Source organism: Pseudoalteromonas sp. S1650 (assembly GCF_005887195.1).
Classification (GTDB): domain Bacteria; phylum Pseudomonadota; class Gammaproteobacteria; order Enterobacterales; family Alteromonadaceae; genus Pseudoalteromonas; species Pseudoalteromonas simplex.
Genome location: NZ_PNDF01000021.1, coordinates 14,235 through 32,130, shown reverse-complemented (window position 1 = coordinate 32,130; position 17,896 = coordinate 14,235). Strand labels below are relative to the sequence as shown.

The window sequence follows — 17,896 nt, the reverse complement described above, 5'->3', positions numbered from 1 at the left end:
CAGCTCGATTTTCCCAAAAAGAAGATAAAAATATAAAATGCCAACGACTTAGTGAGTTTGATTTGGTAAACTGCGGCTCAAAAGTGCTGTGAGGAAATATGCGTGTGGCTTGAGAGACTAAGACGTCGACTAGCAAAGCCTAAAACATCTGTGCAATTGTGCTTACTTGGTGTGAGTGCAGGGTTAATTGCGGCAGTGCTGATCATATTCTTTCGCCTTACGATCATGTTTTTCCAGAGCTTATTCTTAGAAAAGCCTGATGACTTTTCTACGCTTCCTACTCTTGAACGTGTTTTATTACCAGTCGGCGCAGCCTTATTAATTGCTCTTTTTGCAGCTTCAACTGGATTTAAACATTATCGACTTGGTATTCCATTTGTCATTCATCGAATAAAAAAATACTACGGTCATATGCCACTCTATAACACGGTTAACCAATTTGTTGGTGGTGCTTTAGCCTTGATCAGTGGTTTTTCGGTGGGCCGAGAAGGCCCGTCAGTGCATATGGGTGCAACAGGTGCCAGTTTACTGGCCGATAAACTACACCTTCCACACAATGCAATGCGTACCCTCACCGGTTGTGGCGTTGCAGCCGGAATTGCAGCCTCATTTAACACCCCACTTGCAGCCGTTATCTTTGTTATGGAGGTGGTGCTTAGGGAATATAAAGTGCATATTTTTGTGCCCATTATGCTCGCTGCGGTTACTGGTGCTTTAGCCACTCAGTTTGTATTTGGTGATGCTTCAGAGCTTGCGCTTATCACCATGAACCCATTGAGTGGCTGGCATTACCCATTTTTAATCATTTTTGGTATGGCACTAGGGGCTGTTGCCTATGCGTTTAATCAAAACTTGATGCTTATAATCCGCACTTTTAAACCGCTTAGCATGTTTCCTCGCCTATTACTGGCAGGGTTAATTGCAGGGTTAATTGCTTATATGGTTCCTCATGCAATGGGTTCAGGTATGAGCGCCATCACTATTGCTATTGAATCACCAGATGATGTGCAGTTTTTAACAACCATCTTGATTGCCAAATTACTCGCCACCTTATTTGCCATTGGTTTGGGTATTCCGGGTGGGATCATCGGCCCTGTTATTGGGCTTGGGGTATTAATGGGCACCTTAATGGCCTTCTTTGCGCAGTTTATTAGCCCAGGAGTAGATATCACGGGTACCTACAGCATGCTTGGCATGGCTGGGTTATTGGCCGCTACATTACACGCACCACTTGCTGCACTCACTACGGTTATGGAGTTAACCTCAAGCCCCGAGATTATTGTGCCAGCCATGTTGGTGATCTCAACGGCTTATGTCACAGCATTACAGTTTTTTGGTAACCGCTCTATTTTTATGCAGCAACTTGACTTCCAAGGGCTTGAGTATCAAATATCGCCTGCCACAGAAGCATTACAAAAAGTAGGCGTGATGGATGAAATGGATGAGCAGTTCAAACTGCTTTACAGTGACGACAAACAACAAATTAAAGAATCGCTCGATGCCCTTGATAGCCAAACCCCGCTGATTGTTCATGATGAAGAGAATGGCTATCGTCTTGCTGAATATGATTTAAGTTTGATGTCTGACCAAGAAAGTAACATCAAATATGTCAGCCTTGCCGGCCTTAGTAGCCAAGCAACATTAGCCGATGCTTTTGACTTACTAAAAGATAAACGCAGCGGTGCGGTGTATATTTACAACCTACTTGATAACCAACAGATTATGGGCCTTTTGCGTTGGGACCAAATCAGACATATTCTTACCATACGCAATAGTTTGTTATAACAATTAAAATGGATGCTTAAATGACTGCGCTATTAGTTTATAAAACCTTCCACGTATTTTTTATGATTGCTTGGTTTGCCGGTATTTTTTACCTGCCACGTCTTTTTGTTTACCACGCAATGAGTGAAGAAAAAGCCTGTAACTCAATGCTGAAAGTAATGGAACGCCGCTTACTGTTTTTTGTGACGCCGTTTGCCGTTTTAACATTGGTATTTGGCTTACTGACCATTTTTGAATATGGTCGTGATTGGTTTAGATACAGCATGTGGCTGCACTACAAACTGGTGTTAGTAATTATCCTTTATATTTATCATGGCTATTGCTTTAAATTACTGGCTGACTTTAAGCATGATCGCAATACTCGTAGCGATCGCTTTTACCGTATTTTTAATGAAGTTCCGGTACTCATCCTTTTAGCTATAGTGGCACTGGCAATTATTAAACCTAACTTATAATTTGCTGCTGTGAACGTTAAAAATTTGCTATAGTACTGCGCAAATTTATGCGGCCTCCCATACCGAGTGCCAGCGCCCTATAAATATGATTAGGAACAAACCCCATGCTAAGTTTCCAAGGTGAAAATATCCTGTCGGTCAATCAGCTTGATCGAGATTGTATTGAACGTATTTTTGCAGTTGCTAAGAAAATGGAGCCTTATGCTAAAAAGCAAAAGCGCACCAATGTTTTAGAGGGCGCAATTTTAGCGAACTTGTTCTTTGAACCAAGCACGCGTACTCGCGTAAGTTTTGGTACAGCATTTAACTTACTAGGTGGTTTGGTTCGTGAAACAACAGGTATGCAAAGCTCGGCGCTTGCAAAAGGTGAATCTTTGTATGATACCGCTCGCGTTATCTCAGCGTATGCAGATGCAGTCGCAATGCGCCACCCTGACGCAGGATCTGTTGCTGAGTTTGCCACTGGGTGTGACGTGCCAGTGATTAATGGCGGTGACGGCCCAAATGAGCACCCAACACAAGCCCTACTGGACTTACTAACAATTGAGCGTGAACTAGGTCGCTTCAACCAAAGCATCGACGGTATGCACATTGCCCTAGTAGGTGATTTAAAATATGGCCGTACTGTGCACTCTTTATCTAAATTACTTTGTCATTATAAAGACGTTAAGTTCTCTATGGTGGCACCTGATGGCTTACAAATGCCAGAATACATTTTAGATGCTGTAGATAACGCAGGTCATAAAATTCAAGTAGTCGATAAGATGGAAGGCAACTTGGCGGCCGATATTGTGTATCAAACCCGTATCCAAGAAGAACGCTTCCCTTCACAAGAAGAAGCTAACAAATACCGTGGTGGTTTCCGTATCAGCCAAGCAATTTACAACGCACACTGTAAGCCAAACTCAGTATTGATGCACCCGCTCCCTCGTGACAGCCGTTTAGAGGCAAACGAGCTAGATAACGATTTAAATAGCAACGACAACCTAGCAATTTTCCGCCAAGTGCAAAATGGCGTGTTAATTCGCATGGCGTTGTTTGCTCTAACCTTAGATGTTGCCGACAAAGTTGAGCAATATGAAGTCGACGTGCCTTGGTTTAGCCGTAAACGTAATAGCTAACTTGCTTCGTTTTGGGCTCTTTGAGCCCTCGCAAACCAACTCATTTAACGTGACAACCCAATAGGACTATTCATGACAATTAGCCAAGATCTTTTTAATCGCGCGCAAGAATCAATCCCAGGCGGTGTTAACTCACCAGTTCGTGCCTTCAATGGCGTTGGCGGTACTCCTTTATTCATCACTAAAGCTGAAGGCCCTTTTACCTTTGATGCTGATGGTAACCGTTATATCGATTACGTTGGTTCATGGGGACCAATGATCATGGGTCATAACCACCCAGCTATTAAGCAAGCGGTATTAGAAGCCGTTGAAAATGGCCTAAGCTATGGTGCGCCAACCGAAACTGAAATCTTAATGGCCGAAAAAGTAAAAGAGCTAGTACCATCAATCGAAAAAGTACGTATGGTAAGCTCAGGTACTGAAGCTACAATGAGTGCGATTCGCTTAGCACGTGGTTTCACTGGCCGTGACAAAATCTTAAAGTTTGAAGGCTGTTACCACGGTCATGCAGACTCACTACTAGTAAAAGCAGGCTCAGGCGCACTGACTATGGGTGTACCAAACTCACCAGGTATTCCTGAAGACTTTGCTAAGCACACATTAACTGTGTCGTTTAATAACCTTGATGAAGTAAAAGCAATTTTCGCAAAATATGCTGACGACATCGCTTGTATCATCGTTGAGCCAGTTGCTGGCAACATGAACTGTATTCCACCTGTACCAGGCTTCTTAGAAGGTCTGCGTGAGGTGTGTGATGAATACAAATCTGTGCTTATTTTTGATGAAGTAATGACAGGTTTCCGTGTTGCTTTAGGTGGCGCACAAGCTTACTACAACATCAAACCAGACCTAACCTGTTTAGGTAAAGTGATCGGTGGCGGTATGCCTGTGGGTGCATTTGGCGGTAAGAAAGAAATCATGGATTACATCGCACCTGTTGGCCCAGTTTATCAAGCGGGCACATTATCAGGTAACCCAATTGCCATGGCTGCCGGTTTAAAATCTTTAGAACTTTTAAGTGCTGACGGCCTGCACGACGAGCTTGAAGCAAAGAGCAAAGCAATTTGTGAAGGCTTTGAAGCCGCTGCGAAAAAAGCAGGTATTGCACTTACAACAAACTACGCAGGTGGTATGTACGGCTTCTTCTTTACTGATAAAGAAAAAGTAACTAGCTACCAACAAGCGACTGAGTGTGATTTAGAACGCTTCAAAAAGTTCTTCCACTTAATGCTAGAAGAAGGTGTTTACCTCGCTCCTTCTGCGTTTGAAGCAGGTTTTGTGTGCGCTGAACACTCTGAAAAAGAGATCAACGACACCATTGCAGCCGCAGAGCGCGCATTCGCGAAGCTGTAAAAAGCTATTATTTTGAAAAAGCCCTCACATGAAAGTGTGAGGGCTTTTTTTATTTGAATGAAAATATCTTATTTTTCGGTCTATTCTTTTTATACTAGTATTGTTTAGCGAGAAAGCTGTGAATAGACTCATAATACCTGCTGTTAATTTAATGGCACAACTTAAGTACAAACATAAAATTACTTTATTGTTTAGTTTATTAGTTTTTCCTCTGTGTCTGAGCTTATTTTTTCTAATCAGTCTGTTAAATGAAAATATCCAAGTTTCAAAACAACAATACAAAGGCATCAATAGTTACCGCTTGCTGTTATCGTATCTTGTCGATAACAAGCAACAAGCCATGCTGAATTCCGCCCAAACTTTAGGTTATGCTCACAATGCATCGAGTGAAGAAAACATACTTGAAACAGTATCAATTGAGTCGCAATTAGCTGTTAGTCAAAACCTCACTATTAATTACTTAAATCGTACTTTAGTCACCCATTTGCCTAACTTGATTTACCATCTTAATAGCACCTACCAAAGTGCTGAAAAAGTATTAAATCAAGGTAAGTTTACGCCAGAAAGCTTTATTGCTTTATCAAACCAAATTAAAGCGATGCCCCAGTTATCTGGGCAATTTAAAGATGCGTTATCCATCGCCTTCCAACAAGACCATAAAATAAAAGAGCAACTATCTCCAAGTGCTGAAACATTACTAGAAAACATATCTCAGTTCTCGCAACAAGTTAACCAAAGGCTGTTGGAGCCTGATACGATAGAATTAAGCAAAGCACAATTTTTGAGCCTTAAAGCGAATTTAAACCAAAGTATAGATGAGTACATTGCTGACACTGAGCCAGCCCTTACGAGTATCATTAGTTATAAGCTAAACAATGAACAATTCATTTTGTACCTTGTTATCGCTGCGGCTCTATTATCTTTAATAATAGCCAGTTACTTGATGCTTGGATTTTATCGTTTAGTAGTTGATACCCTGAAGCTTTTTTCAGAAACCGCTAACAGTGCCGCGCAAGGTAATATCTCTGCGCGTTTAAAGTTAACAGGTAAAGATGAGTTAACCTCAATAGGAAAAGAGTTTAATCATGTATTGGCATCATTTTCTTTGATGGTAAATGAAGTCAAGCACACTACGAGCAGTGTAATATCAACCACAGATACAGTGACGAGTCACTCTGAAAAAACCAGTCAAGATGTACAAGTTCAGCAACAAAGTGTGTCAACTATTAGCCAAGCTTTATCAGAAATGAGCCAAGCTGCCGAACATGTCGAGGTGTCTGCCTCTCAAGCCGTTGATTTAGCTTCATCTGCAGCCAAAAAAGTACAAAAAGGTGCTGATGAAAGCGCACATTTAGCCACGCACATGAGTCATTTACAACAAGAGTTCAACGAGGGTCTTGCTGCCTTAGAGTTACTTGCTAAAGACAGCCAAGCGATTAGTAGCGTGAGTAATGGTATAAATGAAATTGCCGAGCAAACCAACCTACTAGCTTTGAATGCTGCGATAGAAGCAGCTAGAGCTGGTGAACAAGGCCGAGGCTTTGCGGTTGTTGCAGATGAAGTAAGAACCCTTGCAAAACGCACTCAACAACAAACTCATGAGATCCACCAAATTATTAATTCTCTTCAATCCGCAACAAAGCTAACACAAGATAAAATGCAAGCAAGCGTAGAGAAGATGGAACAAGGTTCACAAAGTGCAGAGCACACTAAAAATAATTTATTAGCTGTCGCAGCATCAATGTCTGATATTGGCATGCAAGGAAAGCAAATAGCAGTTCAAGTCAGTCAGCAAGGCACTGCAATTCAAAACGCTTTACACCACGCTGAAGATGTCAGTGAACTTGCCAGAGACACAGAGAAAAGTGCACTTATGGCAATGAATAGCGTACAAAATTTAGCTCAACTCTGTGTTGAGCTAAATGATTCAATGGCCAAGTTTAGCGCTGACAATTAGGTCTCGGCTCAAACTCGCTTGCACGTATAGGTAGCTGCACCACTTTGCCGCAACCCGGAGGCGCTTGCAGGCCGGTTTCTTCATTAATGAATGCCCAACGAATAGAAGCCGGACGAGTATCTGCTATAGCTTCAGGGTTGAGTGGTTTAAGGTAACGAATGTAGGCCTCTAGTGCGCCAACACTGCCTGTCAGACCCATGCTCTTATTATCGTCGCGACCAATCCATGCAACAGTAACGGTGTTTTGATCAAAACCAGCAAACCAGCTATCGCGTAAATCATTACTAGTGCCTGTTTTACCTGCAAGCTGAATTGATGGGAAGTGAGCATTTAGGCGTTTAGCCGTGCCATCTTTAGTCACGCGCTTCATTGCATACTTCGTCATGTAAATTGATGCATCATCAAAGCGTTTTTGTGAGCTGACATCATGCTTGTAAAGCACTTTACCTACTGAGTCTGTAAGGGCTGAGATAGACGTTAATTCACGGTACTGACCATCAGCAGCAAGCGTTGTATAAAGCTGCGCTACTTCAAAACTTGAAAGCTCAAGTGCACCTAAAAGTAACGACGGATATTGATCAATACGCCCTTCAACACCTAAACGCTTCAGGGTATCTGCTACTTTATCAACTCCAACATCAAGGCCCGTATTAACGGCGGGAATGTTTATACTGTTACTAAATGCTTTGTAGAGTGGCATTGCCCCTCTAAACTGTTTATCAAAGTTCTCTGGTTGCCACACTTTCCCCTGCTCATTAGTCACTTGCAGCGGTGAGTCATCCACCAATGTGGCAACATTAAACTGACCACTTTCAAATGCCGATAAATAAACTGCAGGCTTAACTAATGAGCCAATATTACGTTTGGTATCAAGCACACGGTTAAAACCAAAATAACGTACGTCACGGCCTGCAACTAGCGCCGACACTCCACCTTTTTCGACATTAACAGAAATCATCGCTGCCTCAAGCTCTTCTGTTTTAGGGCGTCTTTCTAGATAAGGTAGACTTGCCTCAACAGACTCTTCCATGGCCGTTTGCTTTTGTAAGTCAAAATAGGTGAATACACGCACCCCAGCATCTAACACCTGCTGATCAGGTAGTAGGCGCTTTAATTCTCGGTTAACTAATTCTAAGTACCCCGGATACGACTTTTGCAAGCTGTCTTTCATTGGTGCAATATCAATAGGGCGCTTTAATGCTGCGCGGTACTCACGGGTATCAATTAGCTTGTTTTCAACCATTAAGCGCAGCACTAAATCACGGCGCTCCATTGCGCGCTCACTATAACGGCGCGGATTATAGTACGATGGCCCTTTTACCATAGCGACTAATAGCGCGATTTGGTCGTATTCAAGCTCATCCACAGGCTTTGAAAAATAAAACTCAGCGGCAAGGCCCATACCATGCACGCCTTGATTATAAGACTGACCTAAATACACCTCATTCAGGTAGGCTTCTAATATTTCATCTTTGCTGTAGCGGTAATCTAATATCAAGGCAATAAGCGCTTCATTAAACTTACGCACCAGTGAACGCTCACGGGTAAGGTATATATTCTTTGCTAATTGCTGGGTTAAAGTACTGCCCCCTTGCACTGTACGTCCGGCTTTAATATTGCTGTATAAAGCGCGCATAATTGACCACACAGATACGCCATGGTGTTGATAGAAATTGCGATCTTCAACCACCAGCAAGGTATCTTTTAGCATCGGCGGAAATTTATCTAGCGGCACAAACTCGCGATCTTGTTTTGAATCATTACCAATGCGAGCTATTTGAACCGGCTCTAATCGAGCATTGTTTAAACGGCGGCCAAACTTATCTTTGATAGTTGCTAATTTCTGCCCTGAAAAACGCAGCTCAATAACGTGTGCATCTTCAAGGCCATCATAAAACTCAAACTCGCGACGGTACACTTTAATACTGTTTGCTGATTTAACATACTGACCTGTACGGCTTAGTTTATTCACAGATGAGTAATTTAAACGGTTTAACTCCCAAATAACCTCTTGCTGAGACAAATACTGCCCGGGATAAAAGCTCATTGCGCGGGCATATACTTGTGCAGGTAACTGCCATTTATTGCCTTCAAATTGGCGAGTGATTTTTGCATCTAAATAAATTAGATACAGCACCATGGCAACTATTACTGCGAGTGAAAGCTTCCAAAAAATTGACCAAAGTTTTCTAAATAAACTTGTTTTAGCAGGCACTTGAGATGTGCGTGAGCGCTTAGTAGTAGTTTTTTTTGATGCCGCCTTCGGTTTGCTAGACGACTTTTTTGCAGGAGTTTTTTTATCAGCCATTGAGTTCGCTATTGGTCAGTTAATTTTACAGGATTAAGCCCTAAACAGCGCAATATTAACACCTGTAAAATTAACAGTCACTTAAACTCGACTAGCGTGTACACAACCAAAGAGAGTGGATCACTGCAGGTATAAAAAAGATAAAACATAAAATAATGTTAATTACTAAGTCTTTACCAGCACCCGCTTTCAAAAATACCGCTACAGGCGGTAAAAACAGCGAAATAATTATAAGCAAGAGTTTGTTATCCATCGTTTTTCCTTATTAATTCGGAATTAAAAGCATAGTCAAAAAACGACTATTTCGCCTATCAGAAAAGACTTATTTAAACGCAAAAAAGCCCTACCTAAGTAGAGCTTCGATTTGAACACACAATGATATTTTTATGTGCGTGCTATAGCACGCACTAAGATTAGTTACTGCGAACTGAAACAAACTCAGGGTAAGCATCAATACCACAGTCATGTTGATCCATACCGTTTAGTTCTTCTTCTTCGGTAACACGGATACCCATGGTATTTTTCAGGATTGCCCATACGATTGATGACGCGATGAATACAAATCCTAAGATACATACTAAGCCAATTAATTGATTAACAAAGGTTGCATCAGAGTTTGAAAGTGGCACTAGCATAATACCTAATGCACCACACACACCGTGTACAGAGATAGCACCTACAGGGTCGTCGATTTTCGCTTTATCAAGTGCAACGATGCTAAATACAACCAGTGAGCCACCTAATAGACCAAGTAAACAAGCAAGTAATGGTGTTGGTGATGCTGGCTCAGCAGTAATAGTTACTAGACCTGCTAATGCACCATTTAGAACCATTGTTAAGTCAGCTTTACCCCATAACACTTTACATACAAATAGTGCTGCGATTGCGCCACACGCTGCTGCTGCGTTAGTGTTTAAAAAGATTTTGCCAACTGCTGTTGCGTTTTCAGCATCAGAAACAAGTAGTTGCGAACCACCGTTGAAGCCGAACCAACCCATCCAAAGAATTAATGTACCCAATGTTGCTAACGGTAAGTTAGAACCAGGAATTGGGTAGATTTCACCATTTTTACCGTATTTACCTTTACGCGCACCTAAGAAAAGCACACCTGCTAGCGCTGCCGCAGCACCTGCACCGTGAACGATTGCAGAACCAGCGAAGTCAACAAAGCCCATTTCTGATAAAAAGCCCGCGCCCCAAGTCCAGTAACCTTCGATTGGGTAGATGAAACCGGTTAAAATAACAGTAAAAATTAAGAATGCCCATAACTTCATACGCTCAGCAACCGCGCCAGATACGATTGACATAGCTGTTGCTACAAACACAACTTGGAAGAAGAAATCAGACTCTAAAGAGTGATCAGCATCAGCAGCTTGCGTGCCGATTAATGCGCCAAATGAAGGGATGAAACCACCTTCTGCGTTATCAACATACATGATGTTGTAACCCACTAATAAAAACATAGTGCAAGCAATAGAAAATAGTGCAACGTTTTTAGTTAGAATTTCTGTAGTATTTTTTGCACGAACTAAACCTGCTTCAAGCATAGCGAAACCAGCCGCCATCCACATTACTAAAACACCCGACATCAAAAAGTAAAAAGTGTCGAGTGAGAACTTCAACTCTACGATAGTGTTTTCCATAATTCCCCCTTAAATTGCTTCTTCATCAAGTTCGCCCGTACGGATACGAACGATTTGGTCTAAGTCGTAAACAAAAATTTTGCCGTCACCAATTTTGCCTGTTGAAGCAATTTTTGTGATGGTTTCAACAACGCGTTGACAATTTTCGCTACGAGTTGCAATTTCAAGTTTGATCTTTGGAATAAAATCGACTTGGTATTCAGCTCCACGATATAGCTCAGTATGACCACGTTGACGGCCAAAGCCTTTAACGTCGACAACTGTCATCCCCTCAATGCCTAAATCAGCCAATGCTTCACGCACATCATCAAGTTTGAATGGCTTTATTATTGCACTAATCATTTTCATAGTGGCCCCCTTCGGACGCTTATTGTTATCCTGTTGACTTATACAATCCAACCTTTATGCCACTATTTTTTATTTAATCCTTTCAATAAGTTAAAAACAAAACTGCGTTTTTGAACAAAAAAAATGCACCCTGATGGTGCATTTTTTTAACAATTAACCTGCGCTGGTGCAATTAACACAACTATAGTTGAACTAAGCAATTTCGCGATTGCTGCTTGGCTTGATAAAGGGCTTTATCTGCGGTGCGCATTGCAGCTGTGAGGGATACTTTATGGAATTTTGTTATACCAATACTCATCGTTAGTGAGTAAGGTTCACCATTAATTGAAAAGGCGTGCTCAGCTAACTGTTCACGAAACGTATTTAGCTTAGGCTGAGCCTTTTCGAGATCCATATTGTTTAATACTACAGCGAACTCTTCACCACCAATACGAGCAACTGTAAAATCATCAAACTTTCTTTTCAAAAATGAAGCTACTTGCTTTAATGCCTGATCACCCGCCTCGTGACCAAACTGATCATTGATATTCTTAAAAAAGTCGATATCAAGCAGGGCAAGCACGTTATCTTGCTCTACATTTTTTAATACTCTTTCAGCATATTGATAAAAATAACGTCGATTATGCAAACCAGTTAGATGATCGCGGTATGCACTTTCTTTTATATCGGCTATTAATGACAACTGCTCCATAGTTTGCATCACACGGCAATGAAACTCTTCGTTCATAAATGGCTTAGTTAAAAAGTCATTAGCTCCATATTTTATGAACCGCGCAGATAAACCATGCTTACCCGCACCTGATAGGCCAATTATTGCTAGGTCATCGCGGCCACGAAAGTTACGTACCGCTTTAACAAGCTCAAAGCCGTCCATTGTTGGCATCGCATAATCCGTTAGCAATAACTTAATTTCTGGGTCGTCTTTAAGCATTTGTAGTGCTTGCTCACCATCTTGCGCATCACTTACTTTGAAAAGCTGCTTTTCAAGCATTTGCTTCATCAAAGTACGACTTAACACCGAATCATCAGCCACTAACGCTTTACAACCATGATTTCTAAGCAATTGCGCAACAAGTTTAATCGCGTAGTGATATGAATCACGGTTGTCTTTAACTACGTAATCAACCACACCTAGTTCTAACATTTGCTGACGAATGTATTCATCAATTTTAGATGTTAGCACCACGGTAGGAATATCTTTTGAGAGGGTATATCTGGCCACTTCGCCGTTCATCGCATCAGGTAATGTTAAATCAACCAAAGCTAATGTGTAGTCATGCTTAGCGATATAGTTTACGCCCTCTTTTAAGGACCACGCAAAGTCAACAGCTACATCAAGGTAGTGAGCTGCTAAATGCCGTAACACTTGCTGTACTACTTTACTGTCTTCTACAACTAACACTCTTTGCATTGCAACTTCTCTTTCTTAAGCTCGTGTATATACCCAAACCACCTCAAGGTGCGAGTTTCAGTTGGAATTAAAAGCGATTTAAACAAGGCATTGATTGCAAGTAATAGTGGTTCTATTGTTAAAATCTATAACGCAGTATAAATCGCTTTTAAACCAACCCTTTGGGCGTTACACAGGCACTTACTCTCATCGTTGTTACTTTTTAAAAGGGACTGCCATTGTTGCAAAGTAACGCCTTGATATTAAGCACCTGTGAAACGCTGAATTCTGCATCTTGAGGTGGTTTGGGTATACCATTTATAAACTTGCTCAATATACGCCATTTTTTAATCTAGCTAAATATTTAACCAAGCTATCTTTACTAAAAAGTGCACTTTTTTGTAACTCACCCTGCATTTCTTCTTTTATTTAACAGCTAATATTGGTGACTAGTCTCATTAGTTTGTCATCGACTTGGCTTTACTTTTTAATAGCTGCAATTCGAATAATAAGGAATCAACATGAAACTTGTTAGTTTTATTGGCTTGTCAGTGACAGCATTAACACTGGCCTTCAGTACTCCAAGCTTTGCTGATAATGGACGTCGTATTGACGTTGACAGTAAAGTGGTGACAGAACACAAAGCCCGCATTAATGGTGAGCGCTTTTCATATACCGCAACCACAGGGACACAACCAGTTTGGAATGAGCAAGGCGATGCGGTTGCAACGCTACAATATACTTATTATACCCGCGACAAAGTAGACGATAGAACAAAACGCCCATTAGTCTTTTCGTTCAATGGTGGCCCAGGTTCTGCGTCAGTATGGATGCACCTTGCCTATACTGGACCGCGTGTATTAAAAATTGATGACGAAGGCTACCCTGTTCAACCTTATGGCGTAAAAGATAATCCTTACTCAATTTTAGACGTGGCTGATATTGTTTATATCAACCCTGTTAACACCGGTTATTCACGTGTTCTTGAAAACGAAAAAGGTGAGCTACCAAGTAAATCAGATCAACAAAAAATGTTCTTTGGTGTTAACGCTGACATCAAATACTTAGCAGAGTGGCTAAATACCTTTGTTTCTCGCAACGAGCGCTGGCGCTCTCCTAAATTTTTAATTGGTGAGAGCTATGGTACGACTCGTGTATCTGGCCTTGCTCACGAATTACAAAATCGCCAATGGATGTACATCAACGGTGTTATTTTAGTATCACCAACTGAGATTGGTATTAAGCGCGAAGGCCCTGTAGAAGCTGCTAACCGCCTACCTTACTTTGCTGCAACCGCTTGGTACCACAAAGCACTTAGCGCAGACTTACAAGCAAAAGACTTAGACGAGTTACTCCCTGAAGTTGAACAGTTCACCGTGAATAAGTTCTTACCTGCAATTGCTAAAGGTGGTTTCTTACCTGCTGATGAAAAGCGTGCCATTATCAAGCAAGCGGCAAAATACGCAGGTTTATCTGAAAAGTTTGTTGAGCAAAATAACCTTGATATCCCAAATAACTTCTTCTGGAAAGAGCTATTGCGCGAGCGCGGCCAAACTGTAGGCCGTTTAGATTCTCGCTATTTAGGTATCGACAAACGTGATGCAGGTGAGTCACCTGATTACTGGGCTGAGCTTACTTCATGGTTACACTCATTCACGCCAGCGATTAACTATTACCTACGTGAAGAGCTTAACTACAAAACCGATATCAAATATAACCTATTTGGTAATGTTCACCCTTGGGATCGCTCAGGCAACAACACAGGTGAAAACTTACGTTTAGCAATGGCACAAAACCCATACTTAAACGTGATGATTCAATCTGGCTACTACGACGGTGCAACAAACTACTTTGATGCTAAATACACAATGTGGCAGTTAGATCCTAGTGGCAAAATGAAAGAGCGCTTAAGCTTTAAAGGCTACCGCAGTGGTCACATGATGTATTTACGTCATGCTGATTTAGAGTCATCAAATAACGACTTACGTGATTTCATCCTGAAATCTCTACCAGCCGAAGGCAAAGCAGCAAAATACTAAACAGCGTATTTGCAAATCCATAATAGAAAAAGCCCGTTTTATACGGGCTTTTGTTTTTCCACTAATCTTTTTGGGTATATACTCAAGTCATTGATTTAAGGATTTGGATAATCAGCAAATGGCAGAAAAATTTCGCGTAATGTTTGCAGGGCTTGAAGCCGGTGTCGACCAAGCACAAGCAACAGAACAATTAGCTGCAAAACTAAAAACAACAACAGACAAAGTTGCAACCCTGTTTGAGCATAAGCCATTATTTGCACCAAGCGAGCAAGATAAAGCACTAAAACAAGCAAAATTACTCGCAAGTGTTGGCATTAAAGCCAAGCTCCAACCGATAAACCAAGCAGCCACCAGCAACCAATCAAGCAATACAGATGCACAGACCAAAGAGCGTGAAGAACATATTTTTGATGCCCTCGATTACATCACCAGTAGCCTTATTCGTCTAGAAGAAAAACTTGATGACTTAGAGCAACGTTTACCTGAGCTTGAAAATAACAGCGTTGCTGATAGTGACGATAGCTGGCAAGAAGATGACTTGCTACTTGAAGACGAATTAACAGAGCCCGTTAAAAAACGCTCAAACACCCTACTCTATTCGCTTATTGCCATGGTCATTGTGTTATTGATCATTTTAGGTGTAGTGGAGCTTTTTCCTGAACTTTTCTCCTTTTTAGAAAGTTAATACTAATATTGACATGAGCAACACACGAGCAGAAATCAGACAATCTATCCGAAAACAGCGCAATTCACTGACTGTTGAACAACAAAAAAATGCAGCCATTGCGCTAAAAGTGAATTTTACTCAACACTTAAAATCACTAAAAACACCTAAAAATGTCCATATCGGCATTTATTTTAGCAATGATGGCGAATTAGACACCTCATTGTTAATTAAAGAATTATGGAAGCAAGAGCAGCATTTATACCTGCCTATAATTCACCCCTTTAATGGCACAACTTTATACTTTCAGAGGTATGAAGAAAATTCACCCATGACTGCAAACCGCTATGGTATCTTGGAGCCCAAGTTGAATTGCAGTCAAATATGTCCTTTAGACAAGCTTGATATTTTACTTATGCCATTAGTGGCATTTGATGATCAAGGTAACCGTTTAGGAATGGGCGGTGGGTTTTATGACAAAACGTTGGCTCGGTATTACCAAGAAAACTGGCAAAAACCGATTTTGATAGGCCTTGCCCATCAATGTCAGCATGTTTCAGCATTGCCAATTGAATCGTGGGATGTACCGTTAAAACACATTATAACCCCAGAGAAAATCTACCAATGGTAAGCAAACTGTTTGTATACTATAGGCCCTCTCTGACAGCTAACTGAGCACATAATTATGACGCAAGATGAATTAAAAAAAGCCGCTGCCTGGGCAGCCCTAGAGTTTGTAAATGAAAATACCATTGTTGGCGTAGGTACAGGCTCTACAGTGAATCACTTTATTGATGCACTTGATACAGTAAAAGACACCATTACTGGTGCGGTTTCAAGCTCTGAGGCTTCAACTGAAAAGTTAAAAGCACTGGGTATTGAAGTATTCGAACTAAACGATGTATCAAGCCTTGATGTGTATGTTGATGGCGCAGACGAAATCAACCCACACAATGAGATGATCAAAGGCGGTGGTGCAGCCCTGACACGCGAGAAAATCGTTTCAGCGGTAGCAAAACAATTTGTTTGTATTGTTGATGAATCTAAAGAAGTTACAACATTAGGCGCATTTCCACTACCGGTTGAAGTGATCCCTATGGCACGCAGCTATGTAGCTCGTGAACTAGTAAAACTAGGCGGTGATCCTGTTTACCGTGAAGGTGTTGTAACAGATAACGGTAACGTCATTTTAGACGTGCACAATTTAGATATCAGCAACGCCAAAGAATTAGAACTAACAATCAACCAGATTGTTGGTGTAGTAACAAACGGCTTATTTGCCCATCGCGGCGCAGATAAAGTCATTATCGGCACCAAAAACGGGCCGCAAATAAAGTAAATAGGAATGAGGATATGAGTAAGGTATCGTTAGCAAAAGACAAAATTAAAATTCTCTTGCTGGAAGGCGTGCACCAAAGTGCTGTAGAAACGCTTAAGCGTAATGGCTACAGTAATATTGATTACGTAAAAACATCCTTACCTGAAGACGAGCTCATTGAGCGCATTAAAGATGTGCACTTTGTAGGCCTTCGTTCTCGCACTCATATTAATGAAGCGGTATTAGAAGCAGCTGAAAAGCTAGTCGCAATCGGCTGCTTCTGTATCGGTACTAACCAAGTCGACCTGCAAGGTGCTCGTGAACGTGGTATTGCAGTATTTAACGCACCATTTTCAAACACCCGATCTGTTGCAGAATTAGTACTTGGTGAAATCTTATTATTACTTCGTGGTATTCCAGAGCGTAATGCCCTTGCACACCGCGGTGGTTGGTTAAAATCAGCCAACGGTTCATTTGAAGCACGTGGTAAAACCTTAGGTATTATTGGTTACGGCCACATTGGTACACAGCTAGGTATCATGGCTGAAAATATCGGCATGAACGTTGAGTTTTACGATATCGAAGACAAGCTAACACTGGGTAATGCAACGCAAGTTCATAACCTAACTCAGTTACTACAACGTGCTGACGTTATTAGCTTACACGTACCAGAAACACCACAAACGAAGAACCTAATTGGTATGGCTGAACTTGAAGTAATGAAGCAAGGCGCCATCTTGATCAATGCTTCTCGCGGCACTGTTGTTGATATCGATGCATTAGCAGAATCACTTCGTGATAAAAAGCTGAGCGGCGCTGCAATCGACGTGTTCCCTGTAGAACCAAAATCAAATGATGAAGAGTTCGTATCACCGCTACGCGAGTTCGATAACGTGATTTTGACTCCGCATATTGGTGGTTCAACTCAAGAAGCACAAGAAAATATCGGTATTGAAGTAGCGGGCAAACTTGCTAAGTACTCAGATAATGGTTCAACCATTACGGCGGTTAACTTCCCTGAAGTATCACTGCCTGAGCTTGCAAACCGCAGCCGCTTATTACACGTGCACCACAACCGCCCAGGTGTTCTAACGCAAATTAACCAAGCGTTTGCACAGCACGGCATTAATATCGCAGCCCAGTACTTACAAACTGACGAATCAATTGGTTACGTAGTAATTGATGTAGATACAGACCAATCTGAAGTCGCTCTTAAAGAGCTAAGTGCAGTTGAAGGGACTATCAGAGCACGTATTCTTCACTAATCGTTGGTATACCGAATAAATAAAAAAGCGCAACCAGTTAAACTGCTTGCGCTTTTTTTGTAGGACAAAACTTTAAGGTAGGTTGGTTTGAGCGCAGCGAAACCCAACACTATAGAGAGCTATCAGCCGATTGCGCTCATCTGTTGTTAGGGTGCAATACTTTAATGTAGGCGTAAAATTTATTTCGCGCGAAAAGTTATGTCTAAGAAAGGCCACTACACTTTAACTATATTAAACATGTAACTATTAG

General features: G+C 41.4%; 15 protein-coding genes. 10 read left to right on the top strand and 5 right to left on the bottom strand.

Annotated features, from left to right (window positions below; translation table 11 throughout):
• The first annotated feature begins 102 nt into the window (after positions 1-102).
• The 5 genes from CWB80_RS06800 (at position 103) to CWB80_RS06780 (ending at position 6,671) form a co-directional block, all read left to right on the top strand.
• A complete protein-coding gene (locus CWB80_RS06800; RefSeq protein ID WP_138601775.1) occupies positions 103-1,785 on the top strand; it encodes a chloride channel protein in 1,683 nt (560 codons plus the stop codon).
• 20 nt (positions 1,786-1,805) lie between these two features.
• Entirely contained in the window at positions 1,806-2,240 is a 435-nt protein-coding gene (locus CWB80_RS06795) for a CopD family protein (protein ID WP_054554266.1), read from the top strand.
• A gap of 104 nt (positions 2,241-2,344) precedes the next feature.
• Positions 2,345-3,361: an aspartate carbamoyltransferase gene (locus CWB80_RS06790; RefSeq protein WP_138601777.1), complete on the top strand. Its 1,017-nt coding sequence runs from the start codon at positions 2,345-2,347 to the stop codon at positions 3,359-3,361.
• A gap of 72 nt (positions 3,362-3,433) precedes the next feature.
• Complete coding sequence (gene hemL / locus CWB80_RS06785; protein WP_138601779.1) at positions 3,434-4,714, top strand: glutamate-1-semialdehyde 2,1-aminomutase; 1,281 nt, start codon at positions 3,434-3,436, stop codon at positions 4,712-4,714.
• A 118-nt stretch (positions 4,715-4,832) separates the two neighbouring features.
• Complete coding sequence (locus tag CWB80_RS06780; RefSeq protein WP_138601781.1) at positions 4,833-6,671, top strand: methyl-accepting chemotaxis protein; 1,839 nt, start codon at positions 4,833-4,835, stop codon at positions 6,669-6,671.
• Here CWB80_RS06780 and mrcB read toward each other — a convergent pair.
• The 5 genes from mrcB to CWB80_RS06755 form a co-directional block, all read right to left on the bottom strand.
• The gene (gene mrcB, locus CWB80_RS06775) at positions 6,655-8,979 is read right to left on the bottom strand and encodes a penicillin-binding protein 1B (RefSeq protein ID WP_138601783.1); all 2,325 of its coding nucleotides are present in this window, start codon (positions 8,977-8,979) and stop codon (positions 6,655-6,657) included. The two genes, CWB80_RS06780 and mrcB, sit on opposite strands and share 17 nt — an antisense overlap.
• Positions 8,980-9,070: 91 nt before the next feature.
• Positions 9,071-9,232: a YqaE/Pmp3 family membrane protein gene (locus CWB80_RS06770; protein WP_082401591.1), complete on the bottom strand. Its 162-nt coding sequence runs from the start codon at positions 9,230-9,232 to the stop codon at positions 9,071-9,073.
• A gap of 160 nt (positions 9,233-9,392) precedes the next feature.
• Positions 9,393-10,622, bottom strand: coding sequence for an ammonium transporter AmtB (locus CWB80_RS06765; RefSeq protein WP_054554261.1), 1,230 nt, complete (start codon positions 10,620-10,622; stop codon positions 9,393-9,395).
• A gap of 9 nt (positions 10,623-10,631) precedes the next feature.
• Positions 10,632-10,970, bottom strand: a complete 339-nt coding sequence (locus CWB80_RS06760; protein ID WP_054554260.1) for a P-II family nitrogen regulator — start codon at positions 10,968-10,970, stop codon at positions 10,632-10,634.
• 181 nt (positions 10,971-11,151) lie between these two features.
• The gene (locus tag CWB80_RS06755; protein WP_054554259.1) at positions 11,152-12,381 is read right to left on the bottom strand and encodes a diguanylate cyclase domain-containing protein; all 1,230 of its coding nucleotides are present in this window, start codon (positions 12,379-12,381) and stop codon (positions 11,152-11,154) included.
• 500 nt (positions 12,382-12,881) lie between these two features.
• Here CWB80_RS06755 and CWB80_RS06745 point away from each other — a divergent pair, with 500 nt between their 5' ends.
• The 5 genes from CWB80_RS06745 to serA all read left to right on the top strand — a co-directional run bounded on the left by CWB80_RS06745 (position 12,882) and on the right by serA (position 17,646).
• Entirely contained in the window at positions 12,882-14,399 is a 1,518-nt protein-coding gene (locus tag CWB80_RS06745; RefSeq protein WP_054554258.1) for a S10 family peptidase, read from the top strand.
• 118 nt (positions 14,400-14,517) lie between these two features.
• On the top strand, positions 14,518-15,084 hold the full coding sequence (locus CWB80_RS06740) for a hypothetical protein (protein ID WP_138601785.1): 567 nt from the start codon (positions 14,518-14,520) through the stop codon (positions 15,082-15,084).
• A 13-nt stretch (positions 15,085-15,097) separates the two neighbouring features.
• Positions 15,098-15,694 (top strand): 5-formyltetrahydrofolate cyclo-ligase, encoded by a 597-nt coding sequence (locus CWB80_RS06735; RefSeq protein ID WP_138601787.1) that lies wholly within the window; start codon positions 15,098-15,100, stop codon positions 15,692-15,694.
• A gap of 54 nt (positions 15,695-15,748) precedes the next feature.
• A complete protein-coding gene (rpiA, locus tag CWB80_RS06730) occupies positions 15,749-16,402 on the top strand; it encodes a ribose-5-phosphate isomerase RpiA (protein WP_054554255.1) in 654 nt (217 codons plus the stop codon).
• A gap of 14 nt (positions 16,403-16,416) precedes the next feature.
• A complete protein-coding gene (gene serA, locus CWB80_RS06725; RefSeq protein WP_054554254.1) occupies positions 16,417-17,646 on the top strand; it encodes a phosphoglycerate dehydrogenase in 1,230 nt (409 codons plus the stop codon).
• Positions 17,647-17,896 lie beyond the last annotated feature (250 nt).

Coding starts and splice junctions, on each gene's coding strand:
- CWB80_RS06795 (WP_054554266.1), top strand. CDS start 1,806: ATGACTGCGCTATTAGTTTATAAAACCTTCCACGTATTTTTTATGATT.
- CWB80_RS06790 (WP_138601777.1), top strand. CDS start 2,345: ATGCTAAGTTTCCAAGGTGAAAATATCCTGTCGGTCAATCAGCTTGAT.
- hemL (WP_138601779.1), top strand. CDS start 3,434: ATGACAATTAGCCAAGATCTTTTTAATCGCGCGCAAGAATCAATCCCA.
- mrcB (WP_138601783.1), bottom strand. CDS start 8,979: ATGGCTGATAAAAAAACTCCTGCAAAAAAGTCGTCTAGCAAACCGAAG.
- CWB80_RS06770 (WP_082401591.1), bottom strand. CDS start 9,232: ATGGATAACAAACTCTTGCTTATAATTATTTCGCTGTTTTTACCGCCT.
- CWB80_RS06765 (WP_054554261.1), bottom strand. CDS start 10,622: ATGGAAAACACTATCGTAGAGTTGAAGTTCTCACTCGACACTTTTTAC.
- CWB80_RS06760 (WP_054554260.1), bottom strand. CDS start 10,970: ATGAAAATGATTAGTGCAATAATAAAGCCATTCAAACTTGATGATGTG.
- CWB80_RS06755 (WP_054554259.1), bottom strand. CDS start 12,381: ATGCAAAGAGTGTTAGTTGTAGAAGACAGTAAAGTAGTACAGCAAGTG.
- CWB80_RS06745 (WP_054554258.1), top strand. CDS start 12,882: ATGAAACTTGTTAGTTTTATTGGCTTGTCAGTGACAGCATTAACACTG.
- CWB80_RS06740 (WP_138601785.1), top strand. CDS start 14,518: ATGGCAGAAAAATTTCGCGTAATGTTTGCAGGGCTTGAAGCCGGTGTC.
- CWB80_RS06735 (WP_138601787.1), top strand. CDS start 15,098: ATGAGCAACACACGAGCAGAAATCAGACAATCTATCCGAAAACAGCGC.
- rpiA (WP_054554255.1), top strand. CDS start 15,749: ATGACGCAAGATGAATTAAAAAAAGCCGCTGCCTGGGCAGCCCTAGAG.
- serA (WP_054554254.1), top strand. CDS start 16,417: ATGAGTAAGGTATCGTTAGCAAAAGACAAAATTAAAATTCTCTTGCTG.